At 64.5% G+C, this 12,531-nt stretch carries 10 protein-coding genes; 4 read left to right on the top strand and 6 right to left on the bottom strand.

The genetic code is table 11. The features are described from left to right. Positions 1–11: 11 nt before the first annotated feature. From LU684_RS16120 to nicC, 6 genes are all read right to left on the bottom strand, one after another. The gene (locus tag LU684_RS16120; protein ID WP_016487974.1) at positions 12–1,304 is read right to left on the bottom strand and encodes an OprD family porin; all 1,293 of its coding nucleotides are present in this window, start codon (positions 1,302–1,304) and stop codon (positions 12–14) included. A gap of 139 nt (positions 1,305–1,443) precedes the next feature. Then, positions 1,444–2,757, bottom strand: a complete 1,314-nt coding sequence (locus tag LU684_RS16115) for an MFS transporter (RefSeq protein ID WP_016487975.1) — start codon at positions 2,755–2,757, stop codon at positions 1,444–1,446. 207 nt (positions 2,758–2,964) lie between these two features. Further along, on the bottom strand, positions 2,965–3,606 hold the full coding sequence (locus tag LU684_RS16110; RefSeq protein ID WP_232894819.1) for an N-carbamoylsarcosine amidohydrolase: 642 nt from the start codon (positions 3,604–3,606) through the stop codon (positions 2,965–2,967). Positions 3,607–3,621: 15 nt separating this feature from the next. Further along, positions 3,622–4,374: a maleate cis-trans isomerase family protein gene (locus LU684_RS16105; RefSeq protein WP_016487977.1), complete on the bottom strand. Its 753-nt coding sequence runs from the start codon at positions 4,372–4,374 to the stop codon at positions 3,622–3,624. Between the two features lie 13 nt (positions 4,375–4,387). Further along, entirely contained in the window at positions 4,388–5,194 is an 807-nt protein-coding gene (gene nicD / locus LU684_RS16100; RefSeq protein WP_060517150.1) for an N-formylmaleamate deformylase, read from the bottom strand. Next, complete coding sequence (gene nicC / locus LU684_RS16095; RefSeq protein WP_016487979.1) at positions 5,191–6,339, bottom strand: 6-hydroxynicotinate 3-monooxygenase; 1,149 nt, start codon at positions 6,337–6,339, stop codon at positions 5,191–5,193. Before nicC ends, nicD begins: the two co-directional genes overlap by 4 nt. A 321-nt stretch (positions 6,340–6,660) precedes the next feature. Between nicC and LU684_RS16090 the strand changes: the two genes are divergently transcribed. The 4 genes from LU684_RS16090 (at position 6,661) to LU684_RS16075 (ending at position 12,530) form a co-directional block, all read left to right on the top strand. Then, the gene (locus tag LU684_RS16090) at positions 6,661–7,713 is read left to right on the top strand and encodes a 2,5-dihydroxypyridine 5,6-dioxygenase (protein ID WP_016487980.1); all 1,053 of its coding nucleotides are present in this window, start codon (positions 6,661–6,663) and stop codon (positions 7,711–7,713) included. 69 nt (positions 7,714–7,782) lie between these two features. Next, the gene (locus LU684_RS16085; protein ID WP_016487981.1) at positions 7,783–8,259 is read left to right on the top strand and encodes a MarR family winged helix-turn-helix transcriptional regulator; all 477 of its coding nucleotides are present in this window, start codon (positions 7,783–7,785) and stop codon (positions 8,257–8,259) included. 243 nt (positions 8,260–8,502) lie between these two features. Continuing rightward, the gene (locus LU684_RS16080; protein WP_016487982.1) at positions 8,503–8,976 is read left to right on the top strand and encodes a (2Fe-2S)-binding protein; all 474 of its coding nucleotides are present in this window, start codon (positions 8,503–8,505) and stop codon (positions 8,974–8,976) included. Next, positions 8,973–12,530: a molybdopterin cofactor-binding domain-containing protein gene (locus LU684_RS16075; RefSeq protein ID WP_191086759.1), complete on the top strand. Its 3,558-nt coding sequence runs from the start codon at positions 8,973–8,975 to the stop codon at positions 12,528–12,530. Before LU684_RS16080 ends, LU684_RS16075 begins: the two co-directional genes overlap by 4 nt. The last annotated feature ends 1 nt before the right edge of the window (position 12,531 follow it).

Genomic DNA, 12,531 nt, shown 5'->3' with positions numbered 1-12,531 from the left:
GGGCAATCACTTCAGAACAGTTTGACTGTGTAACTGAGGATCAACCGGTTCTCGTCGATGTCGGTCCGGTAATTGGAGCGCGCCATCACGTTGCGCACCCGTACCCCAAGGCCGGCCAGCGGCCCACTCTGTACCACGTAGGCCAAGTCCAGATCGCGCTCGCGGTCACGCCCTTCATAGCCCAGCCCGGTGTCTACATCCCGCCCCTTCACATAACGCAGGGTCGACGTCAGGCCCGGAAGCCCCAAGGCGACAAAGTTGTAATCATGCCGCACCTGCCACGAGCGTTCGCCCGGCGCGGAAAACTCATAAGTCGGCAGCGTATTACCCATCGGGTTGGTGTTGGCTCCCACCTGGATAAAACCGTCCTCGCCGCCGATCTGCTGGTAGCCCGCGTAAAAGGTATGCCCGCCGGTCTTGGCCGAGAACAGGCTGAACAACGCATGGTTGTCATAATCGCCGGCGATCTTGCGCCCGTCCTCGCGGGCATCGAAGTAGCCGGCGTTCACCCCCAGCGTCCAGTCCCCGACCGGCTCGGCGTGCTTGAAGCTATAAAACCGCTGCTGGTAGACATCCTCCAACTGCGCCTGCCACAGGCCAACGCTGGTGCGGTTATCGTTGAAGGCATAGTCGGCGCCAACGTAGTTGAAGCGATCACTGGTAAAACGCGCCAGCCGCGCCGGGTTGATCGGGTCGTTGACCAGCGCGTACATCTTCTGGCTGTTGGAGGAGTCGCGCAGGCTGGTGGAGCGGAACTGGCCGGCACTCAGTGTCAACCCGGCAAACTCGCGCGACTCCAGCATCGCGCCCTGGTAGGTGGGCGGCAGCAGACGCAAGTCGCTGAACAGCAGCACAGGCAGGTTGGGCATCAACTCGCCCACCTTCAGCTCGGTTTGCGACACCTTGAACTTGATCGCCGCCCCAAGCCGGCTGTATTCGTCCGCCGACTTGCCGCTGTCCAGGCTGGGCAGCAACCCGGACCTGGCATGCGCCGGGCTGCTGTCGAGCTTGAAACCGAGCAGGCCGATAACATCCACACCGATGCCAACGGTGCCCTGGGTATAACCGGAACTGGCATTGAGGATGAAACCCTGCGCCCATTCCTGAGTACGCGACTGGGTGCTGGCACCCTTGATATCGGCATAGTCGCGGCTGAAGAAGTAATTGCGCGCCTGCAGCGTGGCGCGAGCACCTTCGATAAAACCGGCCTCTTCTGCCGAGGCCTCCGCACACAATGCGGCGGCAATACAACCGCCGGCCAGACGCGCAGACGAAGAAAAACGCGGTGCAGTGAAACCTTGCATGGGGCTACTCCTGGATTCGGGCAACAGCAACCCGGCGCGGCGGCCATGTATGGCCACCCACGTGGGGTTGCAGCGAGAGGGGGGGCGGCAGGCGGGCACCCGGCCCGCCTGCCCTGCCGTTGCTTGAAACGCTGGGCCGCTAGCGGTTGACCAGCTTCGCCGGCAAGGCGATGACCAGGAAGCAGCTGAGGATCAGGCACCCGGCAAATACCCACAGGGCAGCGTGCGAGGTCCCGGTAAGGTCGGTGACCACGCCCATCAGTGAGTTGCTCACCAGGCCCGCGATGTTGGCGACCGAACAGGCCAGGGCAAAGCCGGTGGCGGCTGCAGTACCTTTAAGGAAGGTGGCCGGCAGGCTGAAGAACACCGGCACCGCGCCGATGATCGCTGCCGAGGCAATGGCGAACAGCACCACGGTCATCACCAGGTTCTGGCTGAACAAGGTGCTGCTGGCCATGGCAATTGCACCAATGATGAACGGCACGATGATGTGCCAACGGCGCTCACGGTGGCGGTCGGAGCTGGCCCCGATCATCAGCATGCCGGCCAGGGCGGCCAGGCTCGGAATGGCCGTGAGCAAGCCGATGTGGAAGGTGTCGCTGACGCCCGCATCGCGGATGAAGGTCGGCATCCAGAACCCCATGGCGTAGGCACTGAGCAAAATCGAAAAGTCGATGCCCCCCAGCATCCATACCTTCAGGTTGAAAAAGCCGTCACGGAAGCTGTGCTTGCTGTCCTTGCCCTCGGCATCGTCGGCGGCCAGGTCTGCCGCCAGTTGGGCCTTGTCTTCAGCCGACAGCCACTTGGCCTGCTGGAAGTGGTTGGGCAATGCCCAGAATGTGAGGATGCCCAGCAGCACGCTGGGGATCGCCTCCAGCAAAAACAGCCACTGCCAGCCGTGCAGGCCATGCACCTGGTCGAAATTGCCCATGATCCAGCCAGAAATCGGCCCGCCGATCACGCTCGACAATGGCAGCCCGATCATGAACAGGGCAATGATGCGCCCGCGCCGGTAGGTGGGGTACCACATGGTCAGGTAGAACAGCACGCCCGGCAGGAAGCCGGCCTCAGCCGCGCCGAGCAGGAAACGCAGGATGTAGAACTGCGTGGTGGTGCTGACGAACATGGTGCACGCCGACAGCAGGCCCCAGGTGATCATGATGCGGGCGATCCACAGCTTGGCGCCAACGCGCTGCAGGATCAGGTTGCTCGGCACTTCGAAAATGATATAGCCGACGAAGAACAGCCCGGCACCCAGGCCATAGGCCGCTGTGCTGAACTGCAGGTCTTCGAGCATCTGCAGCTTGGCGAAGCCGACATTGATGCGGTCCAGATAAGCTGCGAGGTAGCAGAAGCACAGGAAGGGGATGAGCCTCCAGGTGATCTTGCTGTACAGCGCTTTCGTGCCATGGTCGATGTCACTGTGGACCGTGGTTGCATTCGCAATTGGCATTTCCTGTCTCCTGGCGGGCGACTTTGTGGTTGTTTTAAGGCCAGCAGTGTTCGACGCGCCGGGCACCCCGCGCACTATACGCGGCGTGCCTGGGCAGCGCCTGAAGACCCCGAGTGCTCCTGCGGGGCGACCGCCCGGACAGCAGGCGGTCATGGACGGGCTTCCCGCACCGTTCCTTGATTGTTATGGGTAAGGGCTGCCCGGCACTCAGCCGGCCAGGTGCCTGAGTTGCTGCATGGCGTCCTGCCGGGTGACGACATCGCCGTACTTGCTGTCGATGTCGAACAGGTTGGCTTCATGCGGGTCGTTGTGGCGATCACCGACGCACTCGCGCACCACGATGGTTCGAAACCCGTGCTGCATGGCATCCACCGCACTTGCGCGGATGCAGCCGCTGGTCGAGCAGCCGGCCAGCACCACGGTATCCACGCCTTGAGCATGCAGCAGCGGGGCCAGGCTGGTGGCGAAGAAGGCACTGGCGTACTGCTTGCTCAGCACCACCTCCCCTACCTGTGGCGCAACGGCCTCGCAGAACGCCGCCAGCGGGTTGCCTTCGACCATGTCCTTCATCACCGGCGCCTTGCGCACCCACACGCCGCCGTCAGCAAAATGCGGCGGCTGGTAGCGGATGTTGGTATGCACCACCAGGGTACCGCAGTCGCGGGCCAGCGCCAGCAGGCCGGCGGCCTGCTCGACCGCCGCAACCACGCCCGGGGCGTACAGCGGTGCGCCGGGGGTGGTGTAGCCCTGCATGAAGTCGATCATCAGCAGGGCCGGCTTGCGGCCAAAGCCGATGCGCTGGCCCCACACGCCCTGGTAGTTGTCACGTGCGCTTTGTGCGTCGCTCATGTCCGTCCCCCAATTTCAGTAGGCGCCCGACAGCAGGGCACCGGCGCCCGGCACGACCGGCTCCAGGTCCAGCGCCTTGAGCATGGCGTAGGTGGTGGCGATGGCAGCGGTCACCACCGGCTTGCCGGTTTGCGCCTCAACCTTGGCCACGGCCGGCAGCGATTGCATCTGCACGCAGGCCGAGAGCACCACCACATCGACGCCCTCAAGGTTCATGCCGGCGACGATGCCTGGCAGGTTGGCCGGGTCGTGGCGGGCCACGGCGAGGTTGTCAGGGATTTCCAGCGCGCGCCAGTCCTGCACCTCGAAGCCTTCCTCGCGGATATAGTTCACCACCAGCTCGGTCAACGGCTTCATGTACGGCGCGACGATGGCAATGCGCTTGGCCTTCATCACATGCAAGGCCTCCACCAGCGCCCCGGCGCTGGTGATCACCGGTGCCAGTGCGTCATTGTCGGCGGTAGCCTGCCGCAAGCGCTTTTCCGATTGGCGGTGATAGCCCAGGCCCATGGCCATGATCGCCACCAGGCACGCGTAGCCCAGCACATCGACCTTGGCGTCGGACAGCTCCACGGCGCAGCGGTCGGACTCGGCGTCCATGGCGGCCAGCTCTTCCTTCTTCACCTGCTTCATGCGCATGCGGCTGGAATGGAAGGTGAAGCGCTCGGGGCGGATCGCCTGGCGGGCATTGAGCATCGCCGGGATTTCGGTTTCCATCGTGGTGTTCGAGCTCGGCACGATCTGGCCGATGCGGTATAGCTTGGTCATGTCTCGTGCTCCGTCAGACGAGGGGTTGGTCGAGGAAGTCGCCAAAGGCGGCAAAGAAACCGTCCAGGTCATCCCAAGGGATCATGTGGCCGGCGTTGTCCACGCGCGCGACCTGGATATCCGGCTTGAGCTCGCGAATTTCGGCGATGTCACGGGGCTCGATCACCCCGCCCCGCCCGGCCACCATCAGCAATGCCGGCTGGCGCACTGCGGGCAAGTACTGGTGGATATCCACGTCGTGGAAATCATCGAAGGCCCGCACGATCGCTGGCTCGTAACAGGTGTGCAGCCATTCGGCGCGCAGCGCCAGCTGCTCGTCGCTCCAGGTAGCGCAGAAGGCGCGCATGTCGTCGCCGTTCATGCCCACAGTGGCCTGGCGGATCGAATCCACATACCACGGCAGCTTGCTCGGGTAGGCACGCCGGCCCGGCCCGGACACTGGCGGGTCTACCAGCACCAGCCGCTGCAGCCCCGGTGCTCCCTGGGCCGCCGCGCGAATGGCAAAGCGCGCGCCCATCGAGTGCCCGACCAGGTGGTAACTGTCCAGGCCCAGCGCTGCGGCAAAAGCCGGAATGTCCGCAGCACAGGCGTCGGTGCCGTAGTCCAGTTCGGGGCCGCTTGAAGACAAGCCGCGCCCGCGCACATCCAGCACGTAGGTGTCGAAGTACAACCCAAGGCGCTGGGCGACGAAGCCCCAGGTAATCGCCGGGCTGGTGATGCCCGGCACCAGGATCAACGCGTGGCCCTTGCCGCCATAGCGCAGGTAGTGCTGGCGGATGCCATTGGCGCTGACGTTACCGCCAGCGACGAAGGTGCTCATGCTGCCTCCCCGCTTTTCAGCGCCTGCCCGTACAGGTCGTAACCGTAGACCCAGGCCGGGTCTTCCTGGCTGTAGAGGAAGGTGTTGGCGTTCGACACCGCCTGCACCTGCGATGCCCGCTCCTTGCGGTTGGCCTCATAAAGCGCAAACGCCGTGCGGTGGTCGGACAGCCCGGTCTCTTGCAGGCAACGGGTCAGCATGGCCGCGTCCTCGATGGCCATGCACGCCCCCTGGGCCATGTGTGGCTTCATCGGGTGGCAGGCATCGCCCAGCAACACCAGGCGGCCACGGCTCCACAACGGCAACGGGTTGCGGTTGCGCAGCGGCCACTTGGTAATCGACTCGGTAGCGTCGATCAGCTTCTGCACGGTTGGGTGGTAGCCTTCGAAGGCCGCGCGCATTTCTTCCTGGCTGCTGTCGACGAACGCACCCTGGAAGTCCCACGCCTCATGTGGCACACCGGTGACGAAGTAGTACTCGTCGCGTTTGCCGGTGGTGTAATAGACCATCATGTGGCGGTCCTCGGACCACCATTTGACGCAAGGCTCGAACACATCGGCATGTTGCGCCAGGTTCACGCCACGGATCAGCGCCCGGTGCGCCACCCAGCCGCTGTAGATCGGCGCTTCAGCCCCCAGCAGCTCTTCACGGATCTTCGAGTGAATGCCGTCGGCCCCAATGACGATGTCGGCCACGGTGTGGGTACCGTCAGCAAAGGTCAGGCGTACCTGGTCGCCTTCGTCGACAATCGTTTCCAGGCGCTTGCCGAAGTGCACGGTGCCCGGCTTGATTGCCTCGATCTGCAGGGCATGCAGGTCGCCACGGTGGATGGTGATATAGGCAGCGCCGTACTCGCGCCGGGCAAACTCGCCCAGCGGGATACGCGCCAGGTAATCACCGCTGTTGCCATCGCGGCTGAACCAGAAGTCCGGGTGTGAGCCCATCAGCTCCAGCTTCTGCTCCAGCCCCATGCGGCGGAAGATCTTCATCACATTAGGGCCGATATGAATGCCTGCCCCAAGGCGGGTGAACGCCGGCGCCTGCTCGAACACTTCGACATCGAACCCGGCCTGCTGCAGCAACGTGGCGGCGGCTGCCCCACCCAGACCTGCACCGACGATTGCGATTTTCTGCCTACCCCGCATGGGTATGTCTCCTCTTGTTCTGATGTGTGGCCAGCGGTTCGACCGCCTGACGATTTAGAGCGTATACGCTACAAATCACTTTTGGAAAGAGGCCTGTGAAAATATTTTTAAAACAGCCAGGCGAAAGTACATTCGGCGCCTTGCTACCGAAAATATTGAGCACTGTGTGGATAGGTAACGTTGTGACAGATAACTTGCGCTTGCTGACCGGATGCGCTTACATCTGCAAAAGTAGGGTGTACACACTGTTGTTTTGCACCGAGATGACGCACCTGGCACTGCCATGGTGCACCCCTGTCAACGTCACCCAGGAGAACCCCGATGCCGGTGAGCAATGCACAACTGACCCAGATGTTCGAGCACGTACTGAAGCTGTCTCGTGTGGATGAAACGCAGAGCGTGGCCGTGCTCAAGAGCCACTACTCAGACCCGCGCACGGTCAACGCCGCCATGGAAGCCGCCCAGCGCTTGAAGGCCAAGGTGTATGCCGTAGAGTTGCCAGCGTTCAACCACCCCACCGCCATGGGCAACGACATGACGGCCTACTGTGGCGATACCGCGCTGACCGGCAACCTGGCGGCGCAGCGGGCGCTGGAAGCGGCCGACCTGGTCGTCGACACCATGATGCTGCTGCACTCGCCCGAGCAGGAGCAGATCCTCAAGACTGGCACGCGCATCCTGCTGGCCGTAGAGCCACCCGAGGTGCTGGCACGCATGCTGCCAACCGAAGCCGACAAACACCGGGTGCTGGCCGCCGAAACCCTGCTAAAGCAGGCCCGTAGCATGCATGTGCGGTCCAAGGCTGGCAGCGACTTTCACGCCCCGCTCGGCCAGTACCCGGCCGTGACCGAGTACGGCTATGCTGACGAACCGGGGCGCTGGGATCACTGGCCCAGCGGCTTCCTGTTCACCTGGCCCAACGAGGACAGCGCCGAGGGCACGCTGGTGCTGGACGTGGGCGACATCATCCTGCCATTCAAGAACTACTGCCGCGAGCGCATCACCCTGGAGATCGAAAAAGGCTTTATCACCGGTATCCACGGCGGCTTCGAGGCCGAATACCTGCGCGAATACATGAGGTACTTCAACGACCCCGAGGTATACGGCATCTCACACATCGGCTGGGGCCTGCAGCCGCGCGCGCAGTGGACGGCCATGGGCCTGCACGACCGCAACGACGGCATGTGCATGGACGCCCGTGCGTTCTACGGCAACTTCCTGTTCTCCACCGGCCCCAATACCGAGGTCGGCGGCAAGCGCAAGACCCCATGCCACCTGGATATCCCGCTGCGCAACTGCGATATCTATCTGGATGACAAGGCCGTGGTGCTGGCCGGCGACGTGGTCGCACCAGAGGAGTCGCGGGCGCGATAGTGGTTATACTGGCCGGGCGCTCCGCTATTGGCGGCCGGCCAGCACCTTTCCACCAGCCCAAGCCATCCTATGCCAAAGAAAACCACACCCAGCAGCGCCCCGCTCGACACCACCCCCTATGACGTCACCGAACAGGTCGGCCATTTGCTCCGCAAGGCCTACCAGCGGCACACGGCGATCTTCCAGCAGCAGGCCTGCGACCCGCAGCTTACCTCGATCCAGTTCGTCACCCTGTGCGCCCTGCGTGACCACGGCCCCAGCTCCCAGGCCGAACTGATCAAGGCCACCGCAGTGGACCAGGCCACCATCCGCGGCATCGTCGAGCGCCTGAAAACCCGCGAACTGGTGCAGCTGTCGCCAGACCCGGGCGACCGGCGCAAGGTCATTGTCGAACTCACCGACAGCGGCGCGGCCTTGCTCGACGCAATGATCCCCTGCGCCCGGCAGATCAGCGAATTGAGCATGGGCAGCCTGAATGCCGGCGAACGCGTGGCCATTTTGTACCTGCTGCGCAAGATGATCGACAGCGACGAGAACCTGGGCTGAAATTGGTTGTAACTGCCGCGCTTGCCGTCACAGATACGCGGCCTTCGAGATCGAGCGCCGCGCGGGCGGCGCTCGATTGCCCAGGCGCCGATGATGTTCCGCCATACCCCCCATCACAGCGCTCTGCAAATTCCTCTCTGGCCTGCTTCTTGCTCACTCATTTCATGTAGTGAGTACTTACCGAAAATCTCGCGCCATGTGAGTCCTTTGGTAGCGCAAGCAAGCTCCAGAGATGAGCCAACAATGCAAACAACCATCTCCCTGCGGATCAACGGCCAGCCTGTCGAAGTCAGCGCCATGCCCGACACCCCGCTGCTGCTGATCCTGCGCAACGACCTGTGCCTGAATGGGCCCAAATATGGCTGCGGCCTGGGTGAATGCGGGGCGTGCACGGTGATCATCGACGGCGTGGCCGCGCGCTCGTGCGTCATCCCCCTGGCCGGTGCTGCGGGCCGCGATATCACCACCCTCGAAGGGCTGGGCAGCAAGGCCGCCCCACACCCGGTGCAACAGGCGTTTATCGACGAACAGGCCGCCCAGTGTGGCTACTGCATGAACGGCATGATCATGACCGCCAAGGCCCTGCTCGACCGCATTCCCGCCCCCAGCGACGAACAGATTCGCAACGAACTGTCCGGCAACCTGTGCCGCTGCGGCACCCACGTCGAAATCCTGCGCGCCGTGCGCCGCGCCGCCGACACCCGGAGGAAAGCATGAACCACTCACAACAGGTGCCCAGCCGCGACCAGTTGCTGGCCAAGACGGGTGTCTTGCTGATCGTCGACCAGATCACCCCTCCCTCGGGCCCCGTGGCCAAGGGTGTTACCCCTGTGGTCAAGGCGCGCGAGCTGGCGTTGTTTATCGCTGTCAGCGACGACGGCATGGTCTACGCCTTCAACGGCCACGTCGACCTGGGCACTGGCATCCGTACCTCGCTGGCGCAAATCGTCGCCGAGGAGCTGGACCTGCGCATGGACCAGGTGCACATGGTGCTGGGCGACACCGAGCGGGCCCCCAACCAGGGCGCGACCATTGCCAGCGCCACCCTGCAGATTTCTGCCGTGCCACTGCGCAAGGCGGCCGCCACGGCGCGGCGCTTTCTGTTGCAACAGGCCGCGCAACGGCTTGGCTGCGCGGCCGAAGCGCTGCGCATTGAAAACGGCGCAGTCATTGCCAGCAACGGCAGCACCCTGAGCTTTGCCGAACTGGTGCAAGGCGAAAACCACCAGTTGCCCATTGCCGACGATGCCCCGCTAAAAGCCATCGAGGACTACCGCCTGGTCGGGCGTAGCACCGCACGGGTAGACATCCCCGGCAAGGCCACCGGCGAGCTGACCTATGTGCATGACATGCGCCTGCCCGGCATGCTTCACGGCCGGGTGATCCGCCCGCCCTACGCCGGCCACGACAGTGGCGACTTTGTCGGCAACAGCCTGCTGGCGGTGGATGAATCGTCCATCGCCCATTTGCCCGGCGTGGTGGCCGTGGTCGTCATCCGCGACTTTGTCGGCGTGGTGGCCGAGCGCGAAGAGCAAGCGATCCGCGCAGCCCAGGCGCTGAAAATCAGCTGGAAGCCATTCACAGGCAAGCTGCCCGACCTCAGCGATGTCGCCCAGGCCATCCGCGACAACCCGCGCGTACAACGTACCGTGCTGGACCAGGGCGATGTTGACGGTGGCCTCGCCAATGCCAGCCAGCGCCTGAGCCGCAGCTACCTATGGCCGTACCAGTTGCACGCATCGATCGGCCCGTCGTGCGCGCTGGCCGATTTCACCGACGGGCCGATCCGCGTGTGGTCCGGCACGCAGAACCCGCACCTGCTGCGCGCCGACCTGGCCTGGCTGCTGGCGTGCGACGAAGCCCGCATCGAGATCATTCGCATGGAGGCCGCCGGTTGCTATGGTCGCAACTGCGCCGATGACGTGTGCGCCGATGCGGTGCTGCTGTCGCGGGCGGTACAGCGCCCGGTGCGGGTTCAGCTGACCCGCGAGCAGGAGCACGTGTGGGAGCCCAAGGGCACTGCGCAGTTGATGGAAATCGACGGCGGCCTGAACGCCGATGGCAGCGTGGCCGCCTATGACTTCCAGACCAGCTACCCGTCCAATGGCGCCCCCACCCTGGCCCTGCTGCTGACCGGCGCCGTAGAGCCGGTGCCGGCCCTGTTCGAAATGGGCGACCGCACTTCGATACCGCCTTATGACTACGAACACATGCGCGTCACCATAAACGACATGACGCCACTGGTACGTGCCTCGTGGATGCGTGGCGTGTCGGCCATGCCCAACAGCTTCGCCCACGAGTCGTACATCGATGAGCTGGCCTTTGCCGCTGGCGTCGACCCGGTCGAATACCGCCTCAGGCACCTGTCCGACCCGCGCGCCATCGACCTGGTCAAGGCCACCGCCGAACGCGCCGAATGGCAGCCGCATACCCGCCCCATGCAGGCGCAGGCCGAAGGTGACGTGCTGCGCGGCAGGGGCTTTGCCTACGCGCGCTATATCCATAGCAAGTTCCCAGGGTTTGGCGCGGCCTGGGCGGCATGGGTGGCCGATGTCGCAGTGGACCGGCGCACCGGTGAAGTGGCCGTCACCCGCGTGGTGATCGGCCACGATGCCGGGATGATGGTCAACCCTGAAGGCGTGCGCCATCAGATCCACGGCAACGTCATCCAGTCCACCAGCCGGGTGCTCAAGGAGCAGGTCAGCTTCGAAGAGTCGACCGTGGCCAGCAAGGAATGGGGCGGCTACCCGATCCTGACCTTCCCCGAGCTGCCGGCCATCGACGTGATGATGCTGCCCCGCCAGCACGAGCCGCCGATGGGCAGTGGCGAGTCGGCCTCGGTACCCAGCGCGGCGGCCATCGCCAATGCCATTTTTGACGCCACCGGCATTCGCTTTCGCGAGCTGCCGATCACGGCAGAACGGGTGCGTGCCGCCCTCGATGGCCAACGTCAGGGCCCTGATGCACCAGCGCAGCCCACGCCCAAACGTTCAAAGTGGTGGTTCGGCTCGCTGGCCGGGGTATTCGGCGCTGCATTGGGTGTACTCGCCACCGCCTTGCCCTGGCGCGCCGAAATCGCCCCGGTAACCCCGCCAGGCGCTGGCAGCTGGAGCGCCGCGATGCTCGAGCGCGGGCGCCAGGTGGCCGCGGCCGGTGACTGCGCCGTATGCCATACGGTCAACGGTGGCAACGTCAATGCAGGTGGGCTGGCGATGGAAACGCCGTTCGGCACCCTGTACAGCACCAACATCACGCCCGACCCGCAAACCGGCATCGGCCGCTGGTCGTTCGGCGCCTTCGAGCGGGCCATGCGCGAAGGTATCAGCCGCGACGGTCGGCACCTGTACCCGGCCTTTCCCTACACCTCGTTTCGCAACATCAACGATGCCGACATGCAGGCGCTGTATGCCTACCTGATGTCGCAGACCCCGGTACGCCAGGAAGCACCCGCCAACCAGATGCGCTTCCCGTTCAACCAGCGGCCGCTCATGGCCGGCTGGAATGCGCTGTTTCTGCAACGCGGCGAATACCAGCCCGACCCGCAGCGCAGTGCGCAGTGGAACCGCGGCGCCTACCTGGTCGACGGCCTGGGCCACTGCACAGCCTGCCACTCGCCGCGCAACCTGATGGGGGCGGAAAAAGGCGGCAGCAGCTACCTGGCCGGCGGCATGGTCGATGGCTGGGAAGCCCCGGCCCTGAATGCGCTGGGCAAATCATCCACGCCGTGGAGCGAAGACGAGCTGTTCAGCTACCTGAGCACCGGCTTCTCCGAAAAGCACGGTGTGGCGGCCGGCCCCATGGGCCCGGTGGTCAGCGAACTGGCCACCCTGCCAAAGCGTGACGTGCGTGCCATTGCCCACTACCTCGGCTCGCTCGACGGCGAGCCGCAGGCAGTGGCCACCAAGGCCGCGCCCCAGGTGGACACGCAGGTGTCGCTGAGCAACGGCGAGCGGGTATTCAAAGGCGCGTGCATGGCCTGCCACAGCGATGGGCTGGGGCCGAAGCTGTTTGGCGTCAGCCCGTCGATGGCGGTCAACAGCAACGTCCACAGCGCTCTGCCGGACAACCTGCTGCGCGTGGTGCTGCACGGCATTGCCACCCCGGCCACCCGTGACCTGGGCTACATGCCCGGCTTCAAGGACAGCCTGTCGGACCGCCAGGTCGCCGACCTGGCAGCTTACCTGCGCCAGCGCTTCGCTGCCGACAAGCCGGCCTGGCAAGGGCTGGCGGCCAAGGCCGCGCAGGTGCGCGCCAACCCCGGCAGCCACTGAG

The organism is Pseudomonas sp. NMI542_15 (assembly GCF_021283425.1).
Taxonomy (GTDB): Bacteria; Pseudomonadota; Gammaproteobacteria; order Pseudomonadales; family Pseudomonadaceae; genus Aquipseudomonas; species Aquipseudomonas fortuita.
Note: the sequence above shows the minus strand (reverse complement) of the source record. Positions and strands in the feature narration are given on the sequence as shown.

Excerpts from the sequence above, each read along its gene's own strand:
- LU684_RS16115 (WP_016487975.1), bottom strand. The coding sequence starts at position 2,757 with ATGCCAATTGCGAATGCAACCACGGTCCACAGTGACATCGACCATGGC.
- LU684_RS16120 (WP_016487974.1), bottom strand. The coding sequence starts at position 1,304 with ATGCAAGGTTTCACTGCACCGCGTTTTTCTTCGTCTGCGCGTCTGGCC.
- LU684_RS16110 (WP_232894819.1), bottom strand. The coding sequence starts at position 3,606 with ATGAGCGACGCACAAAGCGCACGTGACAACTACCAGGGCGTGTGGGGC.
- LU684_RS16075 (WP_191086759.1), top strand. The coding sequence starts at position 8,973 with ATGAACCACTCACAACAGGTGCCCAGCCGCGACCAGTTGCTGGCCAAG.
- LU684_RS16105 (WP_016487977.1), bottom strand. The coding sequence starts at position 4,374 with ATGACCAAGCTATACCGCATCGGCCAGATCGTGCCGAGCTCGAACACC.
- LU684_RS16080 (WP_016487982.1), top strand. The coding sequence starts at position 8,503 with ATGCAAACAACCATCTCCCTGCGGATCAACGGCCAGCCTGTCGAAGTC.
- LU684_RS16090 (WP_016487980.1), top strand. The coding sequence starts at position 6,661 with ATGCCGGTGAGCAATGCACAACTGACCCAGATGTTCGAGCACGTACTG.
- LU684_RS16085 (WP_016487981.1), top strand. The coding sequence starts at position 7,783 with ATGCCAAAGAAAACCACACCCAGCAGCGCCCCGCTCGACACCACCCCC.
- nicC (WP_016487979.1), bottom strand. The coding sequence starts at position 6,339 with ATGCGGGGTAGGCAGAAAATCGCAATCGTCGGTGCAGGTCTGGGTGGG.
- nicD (WP_060517150.1), bottom strand. The coding sequence starts at position 5,194 with ATGAGCACCTTCGTCGCTGGCGGTAACGTCAGCGCCAATGGCATCCGC.